This is a genomic window from Micromonospora andamanensis, assembly GCF_016863495.1.
GTDB lineage: Bacteria > Actinomycetota > Actinomycetes > Mycobacteriales > Micromonosporaceae > Micromonospora > Micromonospora andamanensis.
Genome location: NZ_BOOZ01000003.1, coordinates 174083 through 198329 on the forward strand (window position 1 = coordinate 174083; position 24247 = coordinate 198329).

21 protein-coding genes and 2 pseudogenes are annotated in these 24247 nt (G+C 72.8%); 8 read left to right on the top strand and 15 right to left on the bottom strand.

The window, feature by feature from the left end; translation table 11 throughout:
• Positions 1 to 190 precede the first annotated feature (190 nt).
• The gene (locus Van01_RS03310; protein WP_203999520.1) at positions 191 to 1717 is read right to left on the bottom strand and encodes an FAD-dependent oxidoreductase; all 1527 of its coding nucleotides are present in this window, start codon (positions 1715 to 1717) and stop codon (positions 191 to 193) included.
• A gap of 32 nt (positions 1718 to 1749) precedes the next feature.
• Entirely contained in the window at positions 1750 to 2232 is a 483-nt protein-coding gene (locus tag Van01_RS03315; RefSeq protein ID WP_203999523.1) for an MSMEG_6728 family protein, read from the bottom strand.
• 91 nt (positions 2233 to 2323) lie between these two features.
• On the opposite strand from Van01_RS03315, the gene Van01_RS03320 reads away from it, so the two are divergent.
• Positions 2324 to 4114 carry a potassium channel protein gene (locus Van01_RS03320; RefSeq protein WP_204000560.1) on the top strand — a complete coding sequence of 597 codons (1791 nt, stop codon included), beginning with the start codon at positions 2324 to 2326 and terminating at the stop codon, positions 4112 to 4114.
• A 79-nt stretch (positions 4115 to 4193) separates the two neighbouring features.
• Here the strand turns inward: Van01_RS03320 and Van01_RS03325 are convergent, their stop codons facing one another.
• Both Van01_RS03325 and Van01_RS03330 read right to left on the bottom strand, forming a co-directional pair.
• On the bottom strand, positions 4194 to 5426 hold the full coding sequence (locus Van01_RS03325; protein WP_203999525.1) for an APC family permease: 1233 nt from the start codon (positions 5424 to 5426) through the stop codon (positions 4194 to 4196).
• 9 nt (positions 5427 to 5435) lie between these two features.
• Positions 5436 to 6197: a phosphatase PAP2 family protein gene (locus tag Van01_RS03330; RefSeq protein WP_239098829.1), complete on the bottom strand. Its 762-nt coding sequence runs from the start codon at positions 6195 to 6197 to the stop codon at positions 5436 to 5438.
• 103 nt (positions 6198 to 6300) lie between these two features.
• Here Van01_RS03330 and Van01_RS03335 point away from each other — a divergent pair, with 103 nt between their 5' ends.
• Complete coding sequence (locus tag Van01_RS03335; protein WP_203999542.1) at positions 6301 to 7509, top strand: DUF4032 domain-containing protein; 1209 nt, start codon at positions 6301 to 6303, stop codon at positions 7507 to 7509.
• A gap of 12 nt (positions 7510 to 7521) precedes the next feature.
• On the opposite strand, the gene nagA is transcribed toward Van01_RS03335, so the two are convergent.
• From nagA to Van01_RS03350, 3 genes are all read right to left on the bottom strand, one after another.
• The gene (gene nagA / locus Van01_RS03340; RefSeq protein WP_203999557.1) at positions 7522 to 8631 is read right to left on the bottom strand and encodes an N-acetylglucosamine-6-phosphate deacetylase; all 1110 of its coding nucleotides are present in this window, start codon (positions 8629 to 8631) and stop codon (positions 7522 to 7524) included.
• Positions 8628 to 9548: an ROK family protein gene (locus Van01_RS03345; RefSeq protein WP_239098848.1), complete on the bottom strand. Its 921-nt coding sequence runs from the start codon at positions 9546 to 9548 to the stop codon at positions 8628 to 8630. The genes nagA and Van01_RS03345 overlap by 4 nt, the downstream gene beginning before the upstream one ends.
• Before the next feature lie 109 nt (positions 9549 to 9657).
• Positions 9658 to 10587, bottom strand: a complete 930-nt coding sequence (locus Van01_RS03350; RefSeq protein WP_203999563.1) for an SIS domain-containing protein — start codon at positions 10585 to 10587, stop codon at positions 9658 to 9660.
• A gap of 194 nt (positions 10588 to 10781) precedes the next feature.
• Here Van01_RS03350 and Van01_RS03355 point away from each other — a divergent pair, with 194 nt between their 5' ends.
• The 6 genes from Van01_RS03355 (at position 10782) to Van01_RS03380 (ending at position 15885) form a co-directional block, all read left to right on the top strand.
• Complete coding sequence (locus Van01_RS03355) at positions 10782 to 11567, top strand: DeoR/GlpR family DNA-binding transcription regulator (protein ID WP_203999566.1); 786 nt, start codon at positions 10782 to 10784, stop codon at positions 11565 to 11567.
• 142 nt (positions 11568 to 11709) lie between these two features.
• Positions 11710 to 12720 (top strand): ATP-binding cassette domain-containing protein, encoded by a 1011-nt coding sequence (locus tag Van01_RS03360; RefSeq protein ID WP_275410240.1) that lies wholly within the window; start codon positions 11710 to 11712, stop codon positions 12718 to 12720.
• Positions 12717 to 13730: an ABC transporter permease subunit gene (locus tag Van01_RS03365; protein ID WP_203999569.1), complete on the top strand. Its 1014-nt coding sequence runs from the start codon at positions 12717 to 12719 to the stop codon at positions 13728 to 13730. Before Van01_RS03360 ends, Van01_RS03365 begins: the two co-directional genes overlap by 4 nt.
• Positions 13731 to 13880: 150 nt before the next feature.
• Positions 13881 to 14258 carry a DUF3263 domain-containing protein gene (locus tag Van01_RS03370; protein WP_203999572.1) on the top strand — a complete coding sequence of 126 codons (378 nt, stop codon included), beginning with the start codon at positions 13881 to 13883 and terminating at the stop codon, positions 14256 to 14258.
• Between the two features lie 60 nt (positions 14259 to 14318).
• Positions 14319 to 15275, top strand: a complete 957-nt coding sequence (locus Van01_RS03375; protein WP_239098830.1) for a hypothetical protein — start codon at positions 14319 to 14321, stop codon at positions 15273 to 15275.
• A 103-nt stretch (positions 15276 to 15378) separates the two neighbouring features.
• Complete coding sequence (locus Van01_RS03380) at positions 15379 to 15885, top strand: GNAT family N-acetyltransferase (RefSeq protein ID WP_203999574.1); 507 nt, start codon at positions 15379 to 15381, stop codon at positions 15883 to 15885.
• Between the two features lie 9 nt (positions 15886 to 15894).
• Here the strand turns inward: Van01_RS03380 and Van01_RS03385 are convergent.
• The 8 genes and pseudogenes from Van01_RS03385 to Van01_RS03415 all read right to left on the bottom strand — a co-directional run.
• Positions 15895 to 17454, bottom strand: a pseudogene (locus tag Van01_RS03385) (AAA family ATPase); the annotation flags it as partial.
• Positions 17455 to 17609: 155 nt separating this feature from the next.
• Positions 17610 to 18198, bottom strand: a pseudogene (locus Van01_RS33730) (AAA family ATPase); the annotation flags it as partial.
• 35 nt (positions 18199 to 18233) lie between these two features.
• A complete protein-coding gene (locus Van01_RS03390) occupies positions 18234 to 18755 on the bottom strand; it encodes a hypothetical protein (protein ID WP_203999596.1) in 522 nt (173 codons plus the stop codon).
• Between the two features lie 42 nt (positions 18756 to 18797).
• On the bottom strand, positions 18798 to 19568 hold the full coding sequence (locus Van01_RS03395) for a GTP-binding protein (protein ID WP_203999599.1): 771 nt from the start codon (positions 19566 to 19568) through the stop codon (positions 18798 to 18800).
• Positions 19546 to 20028: a DUF742 domain-containing protein gene (locus Van01_RS03400; protein ID WP_203999602.1), complete on the bottom strand. Its 483-nt coding sequence runs from the start codon at positions 20026 to 20028 to the stop codon at positions 19546 to 19548. The genes Van01_RS03395 and Van01_RS03400 overlap by 23 nt, the downstream gene beginning before the upstream one ends.
• Positions 20025 to 20495, bottom strand: coding sequence for a roadblock/LC7 domain-containing protein (locus Van01_RS03405; protein WP_093403345.1), 471 nt, complete (start codon positions 20493 to 20495; stop codon positions 20025 to 20027). Before Van01_RS03405 ends, Van01_RS03400 begins: the two co-directional genes overlap by 4 nt.
• Positions 20492 to 23080, bottom strand: coding sequence for a sensor histidine kinase (locus Van01_RS03410; protein WP_203999605.1), 2589 nt, complete (start codon positions 23078 to 23080; stop codon positions 20492 to 20494). The genes Van01_RS03405 and Van01_RS03410 overlap by 4 nt, the downstream gene beginning before the upstream one ends.
• A complete protein-coding gene (locus Van01_RS03415; RefSeq protein WP_203999608.1) occupies positions 23067 to 24239 on the bottom strand; it encodes a hypothetical protein in 1173 nt (390 codons plus the stop codon). The genes Van01_RS03410 and Van01_RS03415 overlap by 14 nt, the downstream gene beginning before the upstream one ends.
• Between the last annotated feature and the right edge of the window lie 8 nt (positions 24240 to 24247).

The following is a 24247-nucleotide window of genomic DNA, read 5'->3' on the forward strand; positions in this document are numbered from 1 at the left end:
GCCAACCGCCGAGCATCCGCGAGCCCGGCCACGCCGCCGACCCGGCGGTGGTGACGTGGAACCTCGACATGACTGACTCCCGGAACGGCTGTTGACCTTGCGCGATCACGGTAGGTGGGGTCGAGGTGAGGCGGCAACGCATTTCGATCGCCGCCCGGGCAGCCAGCGGCGGCCGGCCGGGACCTGGCGGTCAGCGCCGGGCGAGCAGACCACGCGGCCGGATCGAGTGCAGCGGCTCGGCCGCACCGCCCTCGGCGCGCAGGATGTGGTTCGCCGCGAGGACCCCTGTGGCCGCCGCGCGTTCCATCAGCGCGCTGGGGAAGTCGGTGCCGATGCCGTCGCCGGCCAGATAGAGACCTGCGGCGTCGGTGCGGACCCCTGGCCGTCCGGTGTGGCCGCCCGGCACGAAGGCCGGCGCCTTCGCCTCGACCCGGGCGCGCAGCTCGCGTACCCGCAGCCGGGTCGTCTCCGGCCAGAGCACGGCCAGTTCGGCCCGCATCCGTTCGGCCAGTTCGGCGGCGGGCACGTCCGGTTCGCAGGCGTACGCGTGCAGCTCGATCACCGACCCGCCGGTACGTTCGGCCCAGTCGCGGGATTCTCGTTCCAGCCGGTGGTACAGGGTCACCGAGTCCAGGGTGGCCTGTCGGGACACCCCACTGAAGATCGCCCGCTCGGGGGCGACGTCCCCGTCGCACCAGTAGCGGGCGACCGCGTACGGCGGGCCGGGCCGACCGTACGCGGGCATCGCCGCCACCAGCGCCGGGGCCTGCTCGGCAAGCGACGGTGACGCCGCGACCAGGGCGGCGAGGGCGGGCGGGTCGACGGCGAGCACCACGTGGCCGGCCCGGTACGTGCCCTCGGTGCTGCGCACCTGCCAACCGTCGGCGCCGCGGTGCAGGCCGGTCACCGGCTCGCCGGTGCGGATCCGGCCGCCGTGGCCCTCGACGTGCCGGGTCAGCGGCCCCCAGATCGCCGTGGCGTAGTCCTCGTCGGGACAGTCGAAGGCCAGTCCTTCCGGGTTGCCGAGCAGGTAGAAGTGGAACTGCGCGATCATCTCGGCGGCCGACATGTCCGCCTCGTGGTTGAAGAACGAGTGGGAGAAGACCTCGAAGAGCATCGCCCGGGCCCGGTCGGGCAGGCGCAACGAGTCGAGCAGCTCGTCGGCGGTGGTGTGGTCGAACTCGGCGTAGGTGCGTACCGGGTCGTAGGTCAGCAGTGGCAGGGCCGCGTCCCGGTCCATCCCGCGCAGATCCCGCAGGCGCAGGCTGGGACTGCGGGCGAGCAGGGTGAGCAGGTTCGCCGGCGGCGCGGGCGGCAGCCGCCCGAACTCCTCGGTCGGCCACTCGGCGCTGAGCACCGGATAGCCGGGGACCGGCCGCAGGAAACGCAGTGCCGGGTCGATCCGGCGCAGGATGTTCCGCCAGTTGTAGTACTGCCGGAAGAAGGCGTGGAAACCGTGCTCGTTGACCTGGCAGGTGCCGTCGGCGAGGGTTTCCGGCCAGGCACCGAGCCGGCCGCCCAGGGTCGGTGCGGCCTCCAGCACTGTCACCTCGACGCCGCGTTCGGCGAGCACCACCGCCGCTGACATGCCGGCGATGCCGCCACCGACGACCACAGCGGTGACCGGGCGCGGCACCCGGGGAGCGCCACCCCCGCCGGGGTCGACCACGTGCCGACGTACGCCGATGAACCGTCCGGCCAACTGCGACAGGGTCATGGGGAACCTCCCCGATAAGTGTGCTCTCCCGTTCATGGCAGGCAACGGCGGGGGCGGTCGGAGGCGGGCCAGACGTAGTCCAGGTCATCGGGGACGTCGTCGCCGAACAGCGGGCGGTAGTGCGCCGGATCCTTGCGGAGCAGCGACGAACGGTGGCTCAGATGCACCTCGGTCCGGCCGAGCCACGGCGGCAGCTCCCCGGCGACGGCGAGTTCCTGCTGGGTACGGACCTGCTCGACGCCGCAGGCCGCGGCGAGGTCGACGGTAAGCGTGGTGGCGCAGGTGTCGGCCCGGCCGGCCGCGCACCAGACCGCACAGACGTCCAGCCCGTACCGGGTCAGGGCCTCCTCGTACCCGGCCCACATCTTCACCGCCGGGTGGTTGCGCCAGCCGTAGGTGGGGCGGGTCAACCCGCGCAGCACCTGGATCGCCTCCACCCGCTGTTTGCCGAGCCGGCGCTGATCCAGCGTCCGGGCGCTGGCCAGGAAGTCCGGGTACGGCAGGAAGGTCTGCATGGCGCTGCCCTACCCGTCGCCGGCCCGGACATGCGGCGGCGGGGCAGCCACGATCATGACGGGCTGCGCGGGCTGCGACCTGCTGACTACCATGCGGGGCATGGCGGAGCCGCTGCTCGATCGGGCCCTGCGGGCCGGCCGCCGGTTGCGGGTCAACGGGGAGTCCCGGGCACACTACGTGATCTGCGGACAGGATCCGCTCGCCTACTGGGTGGTGCGGACGATGCTCGCCGGCGAGACACAGGCCGGCCGGGTACGGATCACCCTGATCGTGCCGGACCGGCGGCGCTCGCCCGGGCCCGACGGCCGGGACCTGCCGGGCATCGAGGTGATCAGGGCCGACCGGCTGGACGAGGTCACCTTCCGGCGGGCGGGGCTCGTCGACGCCGCCGGGCTGGCCCTGCTGCATCAGGACGACGTGGGCAACATGCACGCTGCGCTCTGCGCGCAGGAGGTGGAGCCACGGCTGCGCCTGGTGGTGCGGATGTTCAACACCGGCCTGGCCAACGGCGTACGGCAGATCTTTCCCGACTCGGCGGTGCTCTCGGACGCCTCGATGGCCGCACCGGCCTTCGTGGCCGCCGCGCTCGGCGAGGTCGCGCCGACGCACTTCCGGCACGGCGGGCGCACCCTCTACGTGGCCCGCCGCGACGACGTACGCCCGAGCGAGATCGTCTGCGGGGTGGCCGACACCCGCGACAACCAGCAGGATCTGGTGCTGCCCGCCGACGACCAGGATGCCGACGTGGTGCTCGCCGAGGCCGTCGGCCGGCCGGCCGGCACCGAGCTGGCGGCGCGGCGGCTGGTCCGGGCGCGGCGACGGCGTCGGCCGGTGGCGATGGTGCTCCGCGCGATCCGCAGCTTCGCCACCCGGAAGATCGGGATCGCGGTGCTCGTGCTGCTCGCCATGGTGGCCGCCCTGGGTGGGCTGTACGCCAACGCGGCGCACGTCGGCTGGGGCGACGCGCTCTACCTGACCTTGGTCACCACCCTGACCGGGCAGGATCCGGACACCGCCAAGTCGGCCGCTGAGCAGGTCATGCAGGTGGTGCTCAACCTCGCCGGGCTGGCGCTGATCCCGCTGATCACGGCGGTGGTGGTCGACGGGGTGGTCCAGGCCCGGCTGGCCATGCACACCGGGCGGATCCTGCCCGAGCGCTCGGGGCACGTCGTGGTGGTCGGGCTGGGCAACATCGGTATCCGGGTGATGGCCCAGCTCAACGACTTCGGCGTCGAGGTGGTGGCGATCGACAAGAGCGCGGACGCGCGTGGTGCCGGGCTGGCCCGGCGGCTCGGCGTACCGCTCGTGGTGGGCGACGCGGCGCAGGAGGAGACGCTGCGGGCCGCCTCGGTCGCCACCTGTCAGGCGCTTGTGGTGGTCTCCACGGACGACGGCGCCAACCTGCGGGCGGCGCTCAACGCCCGGGCCCTCGACGACCAGTTGCGGGTGGTGCTGCGGCTCTTCGACGGCGATTTCGCCGAACGCGTGCAGCGGGCGTTCGGCATCGGTACCTCGCGCAGCGTCTCCTACCTGGCGGCACCATCCTTCGCCGCCGCCCTGCTGGACCGGGCGGTGATCGCCACCATCCCGGTGGGCCGGCACGCGTTGCTTGTCACCGAGGTCCCGGTGGCCGCCGGCTCGGACCTGGACGGTCGGACGCTCGCCACAGTGGGGCGGGCCGGCAGCGTACGCCTGCTCGCGCACGCCCGCGCCGGCCAGCGCCTCGACTGGTCACCGGACCCGCGAATGGTGATCGTGGCGGGCGACCGGCTCACCGTGGTGGCCCGCCGCGCCGGCCTGAACGCCCTGCTGCGCGAGGTCGCGCCGCCGGAGCCTTCCCCGCCGTCCGGCACCCCGGTACCGCGCGAAGCGGCGGAGTGACGATCAGCCGACTTCCACGCCGCACCGTGTGGTTGACCTACGTCGGCACCGATCATCCCCGGGAGACGGAGTGACCCGGTCAGCGGCGGGCTGACCTGACGGCGTACCCGGCGGCGCCGAGGGCGAGCACGCCGAAGCCGGCGAGCACGCTGGCCAGCGGCAGGTTGACGGCGAGCAGTACGCAACCGAGCAGTCCCGCCACGGCGAGTGCCTGCACCGGTAGCTTCCGCTCCGGTTCCCGCCCCAGGGTCAACGCGGCGGCGTTGGTAATGGCGTAGTAGACGAGCACGGTGCAGGCGGAGAAGCCGATCGCCCCCCGCACGTCGCCGAGCACGACGACCAGGATCACCACGGCCGCCACCGCCAGCTCGGCCCGGTGCGGCACCTGGTGCACGGGATGCACGGCGGCCAGCCCGGCGGGCAGGTCCCGGCGGCGGGCCATCGCCAGCGTGGTGCGACCCACTCCGGCCAGCAGGGAGAGCAGCACCCCGGTCACCGCGATCGTCGCGCCGGCCCGGACCACCCACTCCAGGCCGGGCAGCCCGGCCGCGCCCACCACGTCGGCCAGCGGTGCGGCGGAGGCGGCCAGCCGGTCCGCACCGAGCACCCCGACGGCCACCACCCCCAGGATCAGGTAGATCACCAGCACCAGGCCGAGCGCCAACGGCACCGCCCGCGGGATGGTGCGCCGCGGTTCGCGCACCTCCTCGCCGAGGGTGGCGATCCGGGCGTAGCCGGCGAAGGCGAAGAAGAGCAGCCCGGCAGCGGTGAGCACACCTCGGACGGTACCGCCGGGCTGGTCGATCCGGTTGATCGAGACGCTCGTCGCGCCCACCACGGCGACGAGCGCGAGCACGGCGAGCACCAGGAGCACCAGGATCCGGGTGGCGGCGGCGGTCTTGCCGATACCGCGCAGGTTCACCGCGGTCACCGCGACCACCGCCAGCACCGCGACGAGCCGGGCCTGCCCCGGCCAGAGGTACGCGCCGATGGTCAGCGCCATCGCCGCGCAACTGGCCGTCTTGCCGATGACGAAGCCCCAGCCGGCGAGAAACCCGGCGAACGGGTTCAACCGCTCCCGACCGTAGACGTAGGTGCCGCCGGACTCGGGATACCGGGCGGCCAGCCGGGCGGAACTTGTCGCGTTGCAGAACGCGATGAACCCGGCCAGGGCCAGGGCGACGAGCAGCCCGGCGCCGCCGGCGGCAGCGGCGGCCGGGGCGAAGACCACGAAGATGCCCGCGCCGAGCATCGACCCGAGCCCGATGACGACGGCGTCCGGTACGCCCAGCCGGCGTGCTAGCTGCTCCACGGCGGCACCCTAGCGGTGCCTGATGAACGGCCCGTCCCACCGTCGGAGGCGACCGGGCAGCGGCAGGTCGTCCCAGGGCACCCGGTGCAGCAGCCGGTCCAGCAGCAGCCCCAGCAGCAGGGCGGCCAGCCCGTCGGTGAGCCAGTGGAAGTTGAGGTAGGTGGTGGTGACCAGCAGGATCGCCGGTGGCGCGTAACGAACCAGCCGGTACAGACCGGTCGGCAGCCGGCCGACGGTGAGCGAGACCAGCAGCAGGGCGATCACGCCGTACCAGACGATCGCGTTGGCCACGTGCCCCGACGGGTACGACATCGAGTAGGAGCCGGCCGGCAGGTGGTTGAAGATCTGCACGGCCTCCTCCGGAGTCAGGAACGGCTCCTTGACCGAGGCGGTGGGCGCCGCCCGGTCCGTCCAGAGCTTGAGTGGGCCGATCGTCACCATGGTGACCAGGAACGCGCCCGCGACCAGCAGGAACGGCCGGATCGTCCGGCGGCGCCAGGCCACCGCCACCGCCAGCGCACCGGAGAGCGGCAGCAGCAGCCCGCCGCCCTGACCGAGCAGGTTGAACACCCGGGCGGTCCAGTACAGCGGGGCCGGGTCGTGGGTGAAGGCCCACTCGCTGACGGCGAGGTCGAGACCGAGCAGGTGACCCCGGGCCAGCGTGGCGGTGAGCGCCACGAACCCGGCCAGCAGTACGGCGTCGAACCACCAGCCGGCCGGGCGTACCGGCGCCAGGCGGACTCTCCGGCGTACCGATGTCGTCTCCCGCACCCCGATCACGCTACCGGCCCGCGCGGTGCGTCCGGTGAGCGGCGACTGTGGGCCGAGCCACGTAGGGAGGCGTTCCGGCGGAGGAAACGTCAAACTTGACGCCGTGCGGATCACCTCGGCCCTCGTCGACCCGGCGTTGCTCGACCTCCCCTGGTCGACACCGCTGGAGCAGTGGCCGGCCGAACACCTGGTCGCGCTGCCGCAGGGCATCTCCCGGCACGTGGTGCGTTTCGTGCAGATGGGCGGGCACGTCTACGCGGTGAAGGAGACCGGCGAGCGGGTGGCCGAGCGGGAGTACGACCTGCTGCGCGCCCTGGAACGGATCGACTTCCCGTCGGTGAAGGCGGTGGCGATCGTCGCCGACCGGGAGTCCGACGCCGGTGAGCCGCTGGACCCCGTACTCATCACCCGTCACCTCCAGTTCTCCCTGCCGTACCGGGCGCTGTTCTCGCACACGCTGCGGCCGGGGACGATGGGGCGGCTGCTCGACGCGCTCGCCGCGCTGCTGGTCCGGATGCATCTGACCGGCTTCTTCTGGGGCGACTGCTCGCTGTCGAACACGCTGTTCCGGCGGGACGCGGGGGCCTTCGCCGCGTACCTGGTCGACGCCGAGACCGGCGCGTTGCGCAGTGTGCTGTCCAACGGTCAGCGGGGCGAGGACCTGGAGATCGCCCGGGTCAACATCTTCGGTGAGGCGCTCGACCTTCAGGCCGCCGGCCTGCTGCACGACTCGATCGACCCCGAGGTCGTCTGCGAGGAGGTGGTGCAGCGCTACGAGCGGCTCTGGCACGAGATCACCTACGAGCAGCAGGTCGAGCGGGAGGCCCGGCGCGACATCGAGGGGCGCATCCGCCGGCTCAACGAGTTGGGCTTCGACGTGGCGGAGGTGGCCATGTCGACAATCGACAACGGCCGCTACCTCATCCGGCCGAAGGTGGTCGACGCCGGGTACCACCACCGGCGGCTGCTCCGCCTGACCGGGCTGGACGCCGAGGAGAACCAGGCCCGCAAGCTGCTCAACGACCTCGACGCGTACCGGGCGGAGAGCGACCTGACCGACGAGCAGCAGGCCGCGCACCGCTGGCTGACCGAGGTCTTCGAGCCGGTGGTCCGGGCGGTACCCGCGCACCTGCGACGGAAGCTGGAGCCACAGGAACTGTTCGCCCAGATCATCGAGCACAAGTGGCTGCTCTCCGAGCAGGCCGGTCGGGACGTCGGGATGCGCCACGCGGTGCATTCGTTCCTGTCCGACGTGCTCGTGCACCGCCCCGACGAACAGGCGGTCCTCGGCGTGGAGATCCCGGCGGGCTGACCTGCTGCCGGCTCACTCGACCCAGGTGCCGCCCCGCATCACCCGGACGATCTCCAGGTCGTCGTCGAGCACCACAAGGTCGGCGCGGAGCCCGACCTGGAGGGTGCCGACCTGGTCGCCGAGGCCGACGGCGAGGGCCGGCGTGGTGGACGCCATGCGTACCGCGTCGGGGACCGAGACCCCGGCGGCGACCGTCCTGCGCAGCGCCGCGTCCATGGTCAACGTGCTACCCGCGATCGCGTTGTCCCGGGAGAGCCGGGCCACCCCGCCGGTAACCGTCACCGCCTGGCCGCCCAGCTCGTACTCACCGTCCGGCATGCCGGCGGCGGCCATCGCGTCGGTGACCAGCGCACACCGTTCCGGCCCGGCGGTCGAGGTGGCGAAGGTGAGCGTCCCCTCGTGCAGGTGCACCCCGTCGGCGACCAACTCGCAGATCACGCTCGGCGCGGTGAGCAGCGCCACCACGGGGCCGGGCTCCCGGTGGTGCACCGGGCGCATCCCGTTGAACAGGTGGGTGCCGACGCTCGCGCCCGCCGCCACGGCGGCCCGGGTCTGCTCGTACGTGCCGTCGGTGTGTCCCACAGCGGCGACCACCCCCTGCCGGGTGAGCAGTGCCACGGCCTCCAGCGCGCCGGCCCGCTCGGGGGCGAGGGTGACCATCCGGACCGCTCCGTCACCGATCTTGATCAGTTCGGTCAACTCGTCGGTGGACGGATCCCGCAGGAACTCCGGGTTCTGCGCGCCGCACCGGGCGGCGGAGAGGTACGGCCCCTCGTAGTGGATGCCGGCCAGCACGCCGTCGCGGACCAGCGGCGCGAACGCGGCGGTGGCCGAGCGCATCAGCTCGAACGGCGAGCTGACCAGGCTGGCCAGCAGGCTTGTGGTGCCGTGCCTCAGGTGGAACGCGGCGGCGGCCCGCGCCTGCCCGGCGTCACCTGTGGTGAAGGTGTGCCCGCCACCGCCATGGCTGTGGATGTCCACGAAGCCGGGCACGATCCAGTGCCCGTCGCGCACCGACGGGTACTCGGCGACCGCACTGATCCGGTCGCCTCTGACCTCGACGCAACCCTGCGAGATCACCCCGCCGGGCGTCACCACCTTGCCGTTCACCCGTACGGTCATGGCGTCTCCAACTTGTCGAGGGCGAGCAGGGCGGCGCCGAGGCAGCCCGCCTCGTCGCCGAGGACGGCCGGGACCAGTCGCGGTTCCCGGTGGAAGGTCAGCCGGTCCCGCAGCGCGACGCGCAGCGGGTCGAACAGACCGGCGCCGGCCTGGGCGAGGCCGCCGCCCAGGACGATCGTCTCCACGTCGTACAGGGCCTGACCGGTGGCGAGCCCGTCGGCAAGTGCCTCGACCGCCTCACGCCAGACCCGGGTGGCCAGATCCTCGCCGGCCGCCGCCCGTGCGGCCACCTCGGCGGCGGTCACCATGGTCCGTCCCGGGCCGGCGTCGGCGGCGGACCCACCGTCCGATGTCGGGCCAATGAGTTCGGCATAGCGGCGGGCGACGGATGAGGCGGAGGCGACGGCCTCCAGGCAGCCCCGCTGTCCGCAACCGCAGATTGGCCCGTCCGGGCGGACCAGGATGTGACCGAGTTCCCCGGCCGCGCCGTGCGCACCGGTGGCGGCCGAGCTGGCCACCACGTGCGCGGCGGCGATGCCGGTGCCGATCGCCACGAAGAGCACATGCCCGGCGTCGCGACCGGCGCCCAGCCGCGCTTCGGCGAGGCCACCGGCGCGCACGTCGTGGCCGAGCGCCGTGGGCAGGCCGAGCCGCCTGGCCGCCAACTCACGCAGGGGTACGTCCCGGAAGCCGACGTTCGCCGACCAGACCGCCACGCCGCGCGCCTCGTCCACGACGCCCGGCACCACGATGCCGAGCGCCGTCGGGGTCAGCCCGTCCGCCCGCGCCTTGCCGGCCAGCCCTTCGGCCACCGTCAGGATCGTCTCGACCACGGCGTCGGGACCGCGCTCGGCGTCGGTGGGGTGTCGTTCGGCGTGCCGCACCGCACCGTCCGCGCCGACCAGGGCGCACTTCATCCCGGTGCCGCCCACGTCCAGCGCGACGGCGACCTCTCCGCCGTTCACCGCCACCGGGTCACCTGACACCTCGACGCGACCGGACCGCGGGGATCCGGTGACGGAGAGATCACGTGAGCACCACGGAGCGGCTCAGATGCCGGGGCGCGTCGGGGTCGAGGCCACGGCTGGTGGCGAGGGCGACGGCGAAGCGTTGGGCCAGGATCAGGTCGGCCATCGGGTCGACAGGGGTACGCCCGGCCGCCCACCGGCCGAGCACCGTCCGGTAGCCGTGGGTGCGGCTGTGGGCGAAGGAGGCACCGGTGGCGGCGACGTCCTCGGGCAGCCCGTCGGGCAGTTCCCCGAAGGCCCAGACCAGCCGGCCCGGGGCGGCCACCGAGATGGGGCCGTGCCGGTAGTCCATCGCGGGGTACGCCTCGGCCCAGAAGGTGGCCGCCTCGCGGCACTTCAGCGCGGCCTCTTGGGCCAGCCCGACCGTCCAGCCGCGACCGAGGAAGGTGACCTGTTCGACAAGGCTCGGGTCGATCGGCAGCGGGGCCCGGACGGCCACCTCCGCGTCGGCGACCAGGGCTGTCATGTTGTCGCCGAGGTGGGCGCGGAGCAGCGCCAGCGCGGTGGTGGCGAAGCGGGTCTGCACCACTGAGCGTTCGTCGGCGAACGGCATGGTGACGGCGGCGTCCGCGGTCTGCACCACGGGTGACGCGGGATCGCCGACCAGCACCGTGGTCGGGATCCGGCCACGCAGCCCGGCGAGCAGGTCCAGTACCTCTGTGGTGGTGCCGGAGCGGGTGATCGCCAACAGCCGGTCGTAGCGGCGGCCGGCGGGAAACTCGCTGGCCTGGAAGGCATCGGTCTCGCCCTGGCCGGCGGCCTCCCGGCGGGCCGCGTACGCCATGGCCATGAACCACGACGTGCCGCAGCCGACGACGGCGACCCGCTCACCGGGGCGGGGGAGTCGGTCGAGCATCGCCGGAGCCAGCTCGCTCGCCTGTCGCCAGCAGTCCGGCTGGCTCGCGATCTCCGCGTGGACGTACGCCATGGGAACTCCTCGGAGGCGGAGCCTTGCTCATTACGGCTCGTTAATCCCGTCTTTCGCGCGTCATTCTGCGTGAAACTCACCGGAAATGGCAACCGCAGGAGCGATCGAGCAGAACTGGTTTTTGCCACTTCGTAGTTTCGAGCACTAGTGTGCACGCAACCAAGCACAGATCGTGCAGACATGGGAGGCCCGGGGTGGACCGCTACGCGAGATGGAACGCCCTGCTCGAAATGCTCACCGACTCGGGCCGGGTCACCGTCGAGGAGGCCGCCGAACGGCTGGACGTCTCCCAGGCGACCATCCGGCGGGACTTCGACCAACTCGCCCAGCAGCAGATGATCACGCGTACCCGGGGCGGCGCGGTCGCCAACGGGGTCTCGTACGACCTGCCGCTGCGTTACAAGACGGCCAAGCACTCGGCGGAGAAGCAGCGCATCGGCGCGGCCGCGGCGGCGCTTGTCTCCCCGGGCACGGTGGTCGGCCTCAACGGCGGCACCACGAGCACCGAGGTGGCCCGGGCGCTCGCGGTGCGTCCGGATCTCAACACCAACGCCGAGGGCGCGCAGTTGACTGTGGTCACGAACGCGCTGAACATCGCGAACGAGTTGCTCGTCCGGTCCCGGATGAAGGTGGTGGTGGCCGGCGGCGTGGTCCGACCGAAGTCCTTCGAGCTGGTCGGTCCGCTGGGCGGGGCGCTGCTGCGTGAGGTCACCCTGGACGTGGCGTTGCTCGGGGTGGACGCCATCGATCCGCTGCTCGGCGCCGCGGCCCATCACGAGGGCGAGGCGGCGATGAACAACCTCATGGTGGCGCGGGCGAAGCGGGTGGTGATCATCGCGGACTCGTCCAAACTGGGCGGTCACGCGTTCGCCCGGATCTGCCCTGTCGACCGGGTCGAGACGCTTGTCACCGACTCCGGCGCGGCACCCGAGGTGGTCGAGGCCTTCAGAGCCGCGGGCGTCCACGTCATCTGTGCCTGAGGGCTGACGCGGCGTCGCGTCGTCGACGCTCACCGTATCGAGATCCCCCGTTCCGGCGTGGCGTTGCATACCGGGTATTGCCCACGGCTGCATACCGCGTATGGTGTCGTCGTCGCCCACACACCAACGGGGGAGGTGCAGCTTGCCAGCTGTCCTGGAAATCGAAGGTCTACGAAAGACGTACCGAAGCCGACGCCGTGGCACCCGCAACGCCCTGGACGGCTTCGACATGCGGGTCGAGGTGGGCCAGGTGCACGGCTTCCTCGGCCCCAACGGGTCGGGCAAGACCACCACGCTGCGTACGCTGCTCGGCCTGATCCGGCCGGACGGCGGCCGAATGGCGATCCTCGGGCACGAGGTGCCCGGGACGCTGGACCAGGTCGCCCCGCAGGTCGGCGCGATCGTGGAGAGCCCGCAGTTCTTCCCGCACTTCACCGCCCGGGACACGCTGTCGCTGCTGGCCGGCGCCGGTGACCTGCCCGAGCAGCGGGTCGACGAGGTGCTGGAACTTGTCGGTCTGCGCGACCGGGCCGGTGAGCGGGTCAAGACGTACTCGCTCGGCATGAAGCAGCGCCTCGCGGTCGCCTCGGCGCTGTTGAAGAACCCGCGACTGCTGATCCTGGACGAGCCGGCGAACGGCCTCGACCCGGGCGGCATCCGGGAGATGCGGACGCTCATGCGCAACCTCTCCGAGGCCGGCATGACAGTGGTGCTGTCCAGCCACATCCTCGGCGAGATCCAGTTGATCTGCGACTCGGTCACCATCATCTCGCTGGGCCGGCGGGTGGCCTTCGGCCCCGTCGACGAGGTGCTGGCGCAGCACTCCTCCGGCGGGGTCCGGGTGCGGCTGGAGGCGGTCACCGACCTGCCGGTCGCCGCCACGGCACTGACCCGGGTCGGGGTACGCGTCACCACGAACGACGACCACCTGATGCTCGCCGGGGTGGACAAGCCGGCCACTGTCACCCGACTCCTGGCCGAGCAGGGCCTCTACGTCAGCGAACTCGCGCCGATCGATGTCGACCTGGAGAGCGTCTTCCTCGAACTGACCGCCACCGCGCCGGTACCCGGCCAGCACCGGCAGGTCGACCAGTCCGTACGAATCGACGGGACGGCGCCGTCCGCGCCCGCCGGAGGAGGTTGGGGCGCGTGAGTCTCTTCCGTACCGAACTACGCCGGCTGGCCAAGCGTCGCTTCGCCCGCTGGATGACCGCCGGTGGCCTGCTGGTGCTGGTCCTGGTGGTGGCCGGCATGTTCTTCAGCAACCAGAAGATCGGCCCGGACCAGTTCGCTGAGGCGCGGCGGGCCGCCGACCAGCAGCACCAGGAGCAGGTGCGCTGGGCCGAGCAGGAACGCGCGAACTGCGAGCGGGCGAAGGCGGCAGGTGAGAGTGTCGACTACTACCCGGCCGACTGCGCCGAGATCACGCCGCCGCCCCGGGAGTCGATCGAGGAGCAGTGGTTTCTGCCCTCGACCTTCGACTTCCGGAAGAGCTTCGGCGAGTTGCTGATCCCGCTCGCCGGGATCCTGGCCATGGTCGGGTTCGTGGTCGGTGCCTCGTTCGTGGGTGCCGAGTGGAACACCGGCGGGATGATGAACCTGCTGCTCTGGCGGCCGAAGCGGCTGACCGTCCTGCTTACCAAGCTGGGCGCGCTGCTGACCGGGCTGCTCGCGCTGGCGCTGCCCGCCACGGCGGCCTGGTTCGGCAGCATGTGGCTGGTCGCCAACCTGCGCGGCACCACCGAGGGGATGACCTCCGGGACCTGGCAGTCGTTCCTCATCGGCGGGTTGCGCGGCATCGTGCTGGCCCTCGTCGCGGCGACTGTGGGCTTCGCCCTGGCCTCGCTCGGCCGACACACCGCGATGGCGCTCGGCGGGGCGATCGCGGTAATGGTGGTCGGCCAGGTCGGGCTCGGCATCCTGCTCTCCATGGCGCAGGTGCGCTTCGCCGAGGCGTGGCTGCTGCCCACCTACGCCATCGCCTGGATGACCAAGAAGGTCACACTTCAGGACTGGCAAGCCTGCAACGCCACCTACACAGGTGAGTGTCAGCCGGCCACCCTGGACATCACCTGGCAGCACTCGTCCGTGCTGTTCACCGTCGGGGTCGTCCTCTTCCTCGGCGCTGCCCTGTGGACGATGCGGCGGCGCGACATCACCTGAGCCGGCCGATGGCGGACCGCCCTCGCCGGGGCGGTCCGCCATGCCCCGCGCTGGTGCCGCCGTCCGGCGGGATGCGGCAGGTGGTGGCCCTCGTTAGGCTGATGGGCCAGGTTGGCGTCGACGTGCCGGCCGCCCCGGATGAGGAGCAGGATGCAGCCCGCCGACGCCACCCCGGCAGCGCCCACCGGTTCGGACGCCGTCGCGGTGCCACCACCGAGATCCGCCCCCGAGGTCGAGTCGACCTCGCCGGAGCCTGGGGAGTCACCTGCCGACGCGGGTGGGGAAGCGGCCCCGGCAGGCGGGCTCGACGAGCGGGAGCGGGAGATGCTCGCCTTCGAGCGGCAGTGGTGGCGGCACGCCGGTGCGAAGGAGCAGGCCATCCGGGACCGGTTCGGGCTCTCGGCCACCCGCTACTACCAACTGTTGAACGCGCTGCTGGACAATCCGGCGGCGCTGGCCGCCGACCCGGTGCTGGTGGGCCGGCTGGTGCGGCTGCGCGCCTCCCGGGCCCGCAACCGACGCCGCTGACCTGGCCGAGGAGTGTCTTCCGGCCCGAGGTGGGTAGGCCGGAGCGCGGGGGAGGTGGCGATGAGCGGCGGGGGGCCCAGACGGCCGGGACGAATGGCGCATCCGGACACCGGTGTGCCCGAAGCGGCACCGGACGAGCGTCGGCGGGGCATGGCGGTCGGTACCGCACCCACCATGCGGGTGCGATCCGCGTCCGCCCCGCCACCCGGTCGGACGGCAAACGAGGACCTGGTGTTCCGGTTCGGGTCGCTGGTCGGGGTGCTGGACGGCGCCACAGTGCCGGAGGGCTTCGACACCGGCTGCGTACACGGGCCGCAGTGGTACGTCCAGCACCTGGCCGCCCGACTCGGCCTGGCGGAGGCCGCCCGACCGGCCGCGACGCTCGTGAGCAACCTGGCCGCGGCGATCCTCGCGGTCCGTTCGGACCACGGCGAGCGGTGCGACCTGGACCACCCCGGCACCCCGTCGAGCACCGTGTGTCTGCTCCGCGACGGCGGTGACCAGGTCGACTATCTGGTGCTCTGTGACAGCCCGCTGGTGCTCGACACCGGCGGGCGCGTCGACGTGGTGATCGACGACCGGCTGGCCGCCTCGGCGGCCGACAGGCGTGCGACAGCCGACCTGCTGCCCGACTCGACCGACTGGGCCACCCGGTTCCGGCGCGCTGTCACAGTGCAGCGGGAGCGGATGAACCGTACCCACGGTTACTGGGTCGCCGCCGCCGATCCCGACGCGGCCTACCACGCGGTGGTCGGGACGGTGCCGCGGCACGGGCCGGCAGCGTTACGTCGCGCAGTGCTGCTCTCCGACGGTGCCTCCGCCGCGGTCGAGGAGTTCGGGTTGCTCGACTGGTCCGGCCTGTTGGACGTGGTGGCCACGGAGGGTCCGGACGCACTCATCGACCGGGTACGCGTCGCCGAACGGGACCAACCCGAGCGGCGACGCCGACACAAGGCGGCCGACGACGCCTCCGTCGTCTACTGCGAGTTCGGCCGGGCGGACGATCGCGGAGCGTGACCCGGGAGGGGAATCGAACCGACCGGTCGGTCCGTCCCACCGGAGGGGCCTGTCGTTTCCAACCGGGTGGACGTGCGGCGTCAGGCGCGGGAGACTGCGGCACGTGACTGGTGCGGTCCGGTTGGAGCCGGTGGACGAGCAGAACCTCGAACCGTTGCTCTCCGTGGCGGTGGCCGAGGCGGAGCCGGCCGACGTGATGCCGCCAGTGGAGGCGCCGGCCGGTTGGTCGCACGCGCGGCGGGAGGCGTTCCGGGAGTTCCACCGGGCCAGCTTCGGTGGGCTCGGCGGTTCCGCCCGCAGCGCCATGTACGCGATCGTGGCGGGCGGTGAGGTGGTCGGCATGATCCGGATGAGCCGGCGGGACGAACCCGGCGTCGCCGAGGTCGGCATGTGGCTCGGCCGGTCGGCTCGGGGGCAGGGGATCGGCGCGGCAGCGCTGCGCGAGATGCTGCACCTGGCGGCGGCGGCTGGCATGCGGACAGTGGTAGCGGACACCGCACCGCAGAATCGCGGTGCGCTCTCCGTCCTCGAAAGGTGCGGCGCGAAGCTGCGCGAGGCCGACGACCGGGTGTACGCCGAGATCTCGCTTGACGACACGGCCCCCTGTTGACCGACCTGCTCAGCCGCGCTGCTCGGCGTACGCGGCGAGCCAGGCGACCTGGGCCGGGTCCAGGGACGGGCGGACCCGCGACCGGGCCGTCGCGACGTGCTCGGCGGTCACCGTGGAGGCGGTGAGCGACTCACGCATCGCGGCCAGCGCGGCCTCCCGGACCAGCGCCGCGCAGTCGGCGGCCGAGAACCCGTCCAACTCCGCGCCGAGGGCGGGTAGGTCGACGCCCTCGGCGAGTGGCACGGTGCGTGAGGCGGCCCGCAGGATCTCCGTGCGGGCCTCGGCGTCCGGTGGCGGCACGTAGACCAGCCGCTCCAGCCGCCCCGGGCGCAGCAGCGCCGGGTCGACCAGGTCGGGACGGTTCGTGGCGCCGACCACCACCACGTTGCGCAGCGCCTCAACCCCGTCCAGCTCGGTCAGCAGGGCGGCGACCACCCGATCGGTGGTGCCGCCGTCGGTGGCCTGGCCGCGTACCGGGGCGAGAGCGTCCACCTCGTCGAGGAAGACAAGCGTCGGGGCGGCCTCCCGGGCCCGGCGGAACAGTTCCCGTACCGCCCGTTCGCTCTCGCCTACCCACTTGGACAGCAGTTCCGCGCCCTTGACCGACAGCACGTTGGCCCGGCCGGTCCCGGCCAGCGCGGTCACCAGGTAGGTCTTGCCGCAGCCCGGCGGACCGTAGAGCAGCACCCCGCGTGGTGGGTGCACCCCGAGCCGGGCGAAGGTGTCCGGGTAGGTGAGCGGCCACAGCACCGACTCGGTGAGCGTCTGCTTGACCTCCACCAGGTCACCGACGTCGTCAAGGGTCACCCGGGCCAGTTCGAGGGTCGCCGCGGCCATGGTGGTCGGCCGCACCACCTCCAGGGCGGCGGTGAAGTCCGCCATCTGCACCGTGGGCGTCTGCGCCGACTTCTGCCGCAGGGCCGCGCGTACGCCGGCCTCGCGCACCAGCGCGGCCAGATCGGCGGCGACGAAACCGGGGGTACGCGCGGCGACCTCGTCCAGCCGGACGTCCTCGGCCAGCGGCACCGGGCGGGTCAGCACTGTCAGCTGCTCCCGGCGCAGGGCGGCGTCGGGCAGCGGCACGTCGATCCGCAACGAGAGCAGGTCCGGGGCGCGCAGCGCCGGGTCGACCGCCTCCGGGCGGCTGCTGGTGCCGACCACCGCCGCTCCGGCCCGGACGAGCTGTGCCACGCACTGCCGGAACACTGTCGCCACCGGGCCGGGAGCCTCCGCCGGGGCCAGCGCCTCCACGTCGGTGACCAGCAGCACGGCCGGCCCGTCGACAAGCGTCTCGGCAGTCACCGTCCGGAGTCGGGTCGCGGCCGAGTCGTTCGTCAGCGCTGCCACCTCCGGTGCCCAGAGCTGATGCACCCGGGCACCTACCTGAGCGGCCACCGCCCGGACCAGTGCCGCCTTGCCCGAGCCGGCGGGTCCGCTCACCAGCACCCCCAGCGCCACCGTGGTGCCCAGCCGGCCGAGTACCTCCCGGTGGTGGAAGCCGAGGTCGAGCAGCTCGGTCAGCTCCTCGGCCTGGGCGCGCAGGCCCGGCAGTTCGTCCACCGACGGCACGTCCGACCCGCTCGCCTCGTCGGCCCGGACAGTCTCCGGGTCAGGTCCCACGCCGGCCCGCAGGGCCTCTCCGCCCCGCCCCATGGCCCGGACGAGACTGCCGCCGGCACCGCCCGCGATCCGGCCGTCTGCCACCCGGACGCCACCCGCGCCGGTGCCGCCGTGGGTGGCCGGGCCGTGCTCCCAGGCCACCAGGGTGTCCATGGTGACAAGCGCGCCCGGGTCCGGCTCGGCGGCCAGCACCCGCAGCAGGGTGCTGGTCCACGCGTAGCCGACCCGGGTGGAGAGGCTGCGCCGGGCCGCCTCGACCAGGGTGCGGGTCGACGCGTCCGGCAGCACGTCCTGGGGCAGCAGGGAGACGTCGTCCCCGGTGGTGACCACCTTGCCGAGCAGTGCCAGCCGCAGCATCTCCGGGGAGACCACCGCGACGATCTCAGCGGGCCCGGCGACCAGCACCCGGCGGGCCGGGGTTACCGGAGCCGGGCTCAGCCGCACCTCCCCGCCGTCCCGGACGCCGAGGTTGCCCAGCATCAGGTCGTCGGCGTGCAGCAGGGCGGCGCTGGCCGTGCTCTCGGCCGGCGCGACGAGGCCGGCGGTCACCCGTCGTCCGGCCAGCCGGACCGGGTCACCCGGGCGCAGCGCGAGGGCGGTGAGCGCCTCCGGGTGCAGCCGGACGATGCCCCGTCGGGCATCCAGTGCGGCCGGCCGCAGGCTCGCGATCAGGTTCAGCTCGGGTTCGCCCACCGCCCGACCCTAGCGCCTGATCACCCGTGGTCCGGTCAGCCGGCCGGCTCCTCCCCGGTGAGCAGCGACGGATCCCGGCGGATCAGCTCGGCCAACCGGGCCGCCGGATCCTCGCTCAGCCCGTCCTGGGCGGAGGACCAGCCGGGCACGGTCTTGACCGACAGTGGCCAGGAAGGCGGCGGCGCGGCGGGCTGCCCGCTGACGGTGACCTCCTGGCCCGCCCAGGCCACCCGCAGGTCGTACGCCTGCCCGTCATGCTCGACGCGGGCGGCGACGGACGCCCCCGGATGCGCCGCGACGGCTGCGCGCAGCGCCTCGGCAACATCTTCCACCGGGTGCCGTGGCGGCGCCTCGTGGGTCGGTTCGCGGACACCGACCCAGCCGGGCCCCGCGTTGCGGCTGTCGCTCCGGCTCCACCCGTGATCGGACCCGTCGCCCGGGTCCGGCTCCGGACTCGGCTGGTCGTCGGCCGGCACGGTCGGGTCCGTGGCCCGTCGGCGCAGCGCCTCCTCGCGCCGACGCATCCGGGCCAGAGTCTCGTCCAGTCCGCCTCTCATCCGCCTCACCCCTTCCCACGAGGGGCCTGCGAGCCGGTCGGCTCAGGCCCGTTTCTCCCGGGTGGCCCGGTCCAGCGCGCGATCCAGGACGACCAGCAGGGCGTCCCGGACCGAGAGCCGGTCCCGCGCGTCGAACTGCACCAGAGGTACATGTTCGCCGATCGCCAGAGCCCACCGGATCGCACCGAGGTCGTGCGCCAACCGCCCGTCGAAAGCGTTCACCCCGACCACGAACGGCAGTCCCGCCCGTTCGAAGAAATCGATCGCCGGGTAGCAGTCGTCGAGCCGGGCGCTGTCGACCACCACAAGCGCGCCGAGCGCACCCCGGGCCAGGTCGTCCCACATGAAGCCGAAACGGGTCTGGCCCGGTGTGCCGAACAGGTAGAGCTTCAGGCTGCGATCGATGGTGACACAACCGAAGTCCATCGCCACCGTGGTGGTGGTCTTTCCGGAGCGCTGACCAGGGTCGTCGACCCCGATGCCGGCGGTGGTCATCTCCGCCTCGGTGGTCAGCGGGGCGATCTCCGAGATCGAACCCACGGTGGTGGTCTTGCCCACCCCGAAGCCACCGGCCACCAGGATCTTCACCGGGATCGGCGGCGTCGCCCGGTGCGTGCCGGTACCGGCGGGCGTCGCGGCCGGCGGCCGGTACGGCGGCGGCGCCGTGGCGGAGTGGGCGGGCGGCGGAGGCGCGGTGGCCCGGCCGATCGACGGCGGGGTCGGCGCGGCGCCGCCGTAGCGGGCCGCGGCGCTGTTGGCGGCGAGCGCGCCCGGTGGTGCTGCGGGCCAGTCAGGAGATTGCACGAAGTCCATCAATCACTCGCAGGATGACGTCGGGGTCGAGGGCGTCGTCGGCGTCGGTCACGTGCACGTCCAGGTGGCCGGCGGCGCGCAGGTCGCCGACCAGCACCCGGGTCACGCCGAAGTGCAACCGGGTCTTGGCGGATATCTCGGCCACCGAGATCGGCTCACCGCAGAGTGCCACGATGGCCTGGAGTTCCGGGCTCAACCGGGTGGCCACGACGCTCCACGGCTCGGTGGTCGGCCGGGCGGTCACCTGGGTCTCCAGGCCGATCGTGGGGTCGGCGCCGGCCACCCGGCCGGCGGTCAGCACGAAGGGACGGGGCCCGGTCGGCCCGGCCTCCTCGGGCTCCGATCCGATCGCCGCCGGTGCGCCCGCCGGGCCGGCGGAGCCGGCCGGGGAGGACTCGCGCAGGTAGGGCCGGATACGAATCACCGGCTCCTGGTCGGCGCCGGCGGCGTCGGGATTCATTGCTGTACGGAGTTCTTGAGTTCGGCGATCAGGCGCGGGGTGAGCGCACCACCGGCCCGACCGGCGAAGAGGGTCATCTCGTAGGCGACGGTGCCCAGGTTCGCCGAGCGGTCGGCGACCACGCCGAGCACCGAACCGCTGCTGATCGCGCTGATCAGGAGATAACCCTCGGCCATGTCCACCACGACCCGGTTCAGGCCGCCCAAGGCGTACCAACTGGCGGCCCCGCCGGCCAGGCTGGTCATGCCGGAGACCACCGCGGCGAGCCGCTCGGCGTTGGACCTGTCCTTGATCGCGGACATGGCCATCAGCAGGCCGTCCGACGACACGGCGATCGCCTCCAGCACCCCGGCGGTGCCGGAGGTGAAGGAGTCCAGCAGCCAGTTGAAGGTGCGGGCCTCGGGGCTGAGGTCACCGGCCGGATGGCTCTGGTGGTCGAGGTTCTCGTGCACGTGCGGGCTGGTCACCGTGGCGTTCCTTCGTTGTCGCTGCGGTCGTTACGGACGTCGCGCAGAGCCCGGGCGACGCCCGTCTCGAACGCGTTTATGCGATCGCGCACCTCGGCCGGATCGCCCGGGTCCTGGGCGAGTGGTTGCTGTGGCAGCTGCGCAATCAGGTTGGCGCCGGGCACCCTGCGGGACAGCTGGGCCAGCCCCGCGGGAGCCGGCGGCTCGACCGGTTGTGGCAGGGCGTCGGCCTGACTCTGCTCGGCCCGGCGTACCCCTGACTCGAACGCCTCGACCGCCGCGCGGGCGGCGTTCGGGTCGGCGCCCGCGGCGTCGACCGGACCCACCTTCGGTGCCGTCCTCGGCAGGCTGGCCCCCGGCACCCGCTGCCGGATGCCGGGCATCGGGGCCGGTGGGGCCGCCGACGTCGGTGCGGCCTGCGGCACCGTCACGGTCGCCGCGTCGATCCCGGCCGGGACGGCCGGTTCCGCCCCGGTCTTCCCGGCGGTCTCCGGTGCGGTGGCGAAGGCGTCCCAGGACTCGGTGAGCTCCATGCTCTCGGTGGCCCGGGTCAGCAGCGTCGGGTTGAACCCGGCCGGCACCACCGCGGGTTCCGTCGCCGGGCCGACCGGGTCGAGCGCGACCGGGATGTCCCAGGACGGTGGCACCGGCTCGGGCTGGTGCCGGGCCGGGAGGGCGGCCGGTGGGGTGGCCCGGCCGACCGGCGCGATCGGGGGACCGGCCGGCTCGGGTGGCCCGACGACAAGCGACGTACGGGGAATCTGGAGAGTGGCTGTGACACCGCCGCCGGGGGTAGCGGAGAGGCCGACCGCCCAGCGGTGCCGGCGGGCCAACCGGCCCACCACGAACAGCCCCAGCACCTCGGTCGGGGCGAGGTCCAGCCGTTCCCGTCGGGTGAGGCGGGCGTTCTCGTCGGTCAGCCGCGCCTCGGTCATGCCGATGCCGTGGTCCACCACGGTGAGCTGTACGCCGTGCTCGGTGAGTTCGCCACTGACCAGCACCCTGGTGTGTGGCGGTGAGAAGACGGTGGCGTTCTCCATCAGTTCGGCGAGCGCCAGCACCAGGTCGCCGACGATCGCCGGTGCCGCTGCGGCCTCGGTCGGCACCTGGACGTCCACCCGGGTGTAGTCCTCGATCTCACCGAGGGCGAGGCGGACCACGTTGGCCAACGGCACCGGCGCGACGTGCGCGACGTCGCCAACCGCACCGGAGAGCACCACCAGGTTGCCGGCGTTGCGCCGCAGCCGGCTGGAGATGTGGTCGAGCCGGTACAGGTTCTCCAGCCGTCCCGGGTCGGTCTCCTGCTGCTCCAACCTGTCGATCAGGGCGATCTGCCGGCCGACCAGGTTCTGCGTACGCCGGCCGACGTGACCGAACATCTGGGCCACGTTGCGCCGGCTCGCGGCCTGCCGTTCCACAAGCCTCGCGGCCGTGTTCTGCACCCGTTCGAAGGCCCGGGCCAGGTCGCCGACCTCGTCGCGGGCACGGACGTCGACCGGATCGAGGCGGACAGGTTGGGCGTTGTCGGTCTCGTCGTCGGCGACCCGGACCAGTTCGGACTCGGCGACCCGGGCGACCCGGTCGGCGGAGCGGGTGAGGCGGGTCAGCGGCCCGGTCACCGTACGGCCGATGGCCAGGGCGAGCAGCACGACACCGACCAGGATCAGCACGACCAGCCCGGTCACCCAGTACGCCCCGGACAGCGCCGCCTGCCGTTGTGCGCGTACCTCGGCGGTCACGTCGGCGACCAGCTTCTTCTCGACGAACTGACCCAGCGTGATCAGTGAGGAGACGGTCGGGAAGAGGGCCTGGATGGGGATGTCCGCCACCGCTGCCACCGGGTCCAGGGCGCTCTGTTGGAGGAACTCCGGGCTGGTCCGGGCGTCCACGGCGGTCTGCTCGATGTTCACAAGCGCCTGCTGCTCCGGGGTGAGCAGACCGAGCATCTTGCTGCTCTCCGACTGGAGGGTGGCCATGTTTGCCACGAAGGCGGTGGCGAACTGCGGGTTCGGTGAGGCGGCGACCAGCACGATCAGGGCACCGCCGCCGCTGAGTCCCTCGCTCTTGCGCAGGATGCTGTCCAGGGCCAGCGTCTGCCGCCCGGCGGGGGTCCGGGTGTCCACGTCGTACGGCAGCCGCAACGAGTCGATCAGGGCGAGGTGGACCGGCCCGTACGCGCCGATGACCTGTGGCGGCGCCGCCTGTCCGGCCAGCACGGCCGTGCGTACCTCGGCCAGTTGTTTGATGCCGTCCAGCGCCCTGTCCACCTCGGTCGGCAGGTCGTCGTCGAAGTCGACCCGCAGGTCGACGATCCGGTCGTCCACCTCCGCGATCTCCTGCACCAGCGCACTGCGCTCGACCTGCCCGAGCAGGAGTCCGATGGCGAGCATGCGTTCCCGCTGGAGGTGCTGGAGCAGGGTGCCGACCCGGCTGGCGATCTGGACGGTCTGGTCGATGTCGCCGGCCCGCTGGGCGACGCCTGTTCGTTCCCAGACCACGGGCAGGGTCAGCCCCAGCATGCAGAGCAGGGGAATGGTCACCAACAGGGTGAGTTTGCCGCGGATCCGGAGCCTACCGAGCAGCATCGAAGGGCCTCCACCGATCCGGCTCGTTGAGCTGTCCCACCGGCTGAAGCGCCGGTGGCCGCTCGACGGGACGTGACCCGACGGGATCCCACCGGGCACCGGACGGCGGTGCCGCGGTGACGCCACCCGCCGTGGCGACCGATGTGTCTCGTGGACGGGACATCCAGCCGCTCACCGCGAGGCCGATCAGCAGCAGTGCGGCGAGGCCGCCCGCGCCGAGGATCAGCAGACGATCCCGGTCCAACCCGTCGAGTCGCTCCGCCAACAGCCTGTCGATCTCATCGAGGAGGACCGGTTGGAGCTGCCTCGCGGCCTGTTGTGCGTCGTTGCGGGCCGCGAGGAGGCGGGTCGTGTCGAGCGTGCCGGCCCGGTCGACGGGCAGTGAGTACAGCGCCATCGTCTCGACGGCCCGCTGGTAGGCGTCGAAGGGGGTGAGCACTGTCGCGCCCAGGTCGGCGCTCTCCGTGTTCTCCACCACCGACCGCAGGTTGTTGGCCAGGTCGTTCGCGGGTTGCAGGGCGGCACCCCGGAGGGTGGCGAGCTGGCTCAGCGACTGGACCCGTTCGGCGGCGGGCCGGCGGTTCATCAGTGCGGTCAGGTCGGTGAGCCGGCCGGCGGCGACCACCGCCTCCGGCAGCTCCTCTCCGACGCCGTCCTGAAGGAAGTACGCGTCGACTCCGGAGTCCCGGATCAGGCCGGAGGTCTCCCGGACCTTGCCGTGCAGGGCCAGCAGCAGGTCGGTGACCTCGCCGTACACGGTGAAGGCGGCCTCCGGGTCGGCGAGTGAGCGTTCGGGCAGGGCCTCCAACTTCGCGCGCAGCCCGGCCCACCGCTCGCTGGTGCTCAGCTCGCCACCGATGCGCGCGTCGACGGTCGCGGCCCGCTCGACCGCCTGGTCGAGGGTGTCCCGGCGCAACGACCGTCCGGTGACGGCGGCGCTCTGCGCGTCGACGAGCGCGTCGGTCACCGGACCGAGGGCGCGGAGGTATTCGACGCCGAGTCGTTCCCGCACGACGACGTCGCGGTCGGTGTCGACGAACTGGTGTGCCTGTACGACGAGGAACGCCACCGGCAGCAGCAGCGCGATGGCGAGTAGCAGCGGCAACAGCCGGCCCGGTGTCCGGGGCCGGCGACGGACCCGCGGAGCGGGAACGGTCATGGTTGTCT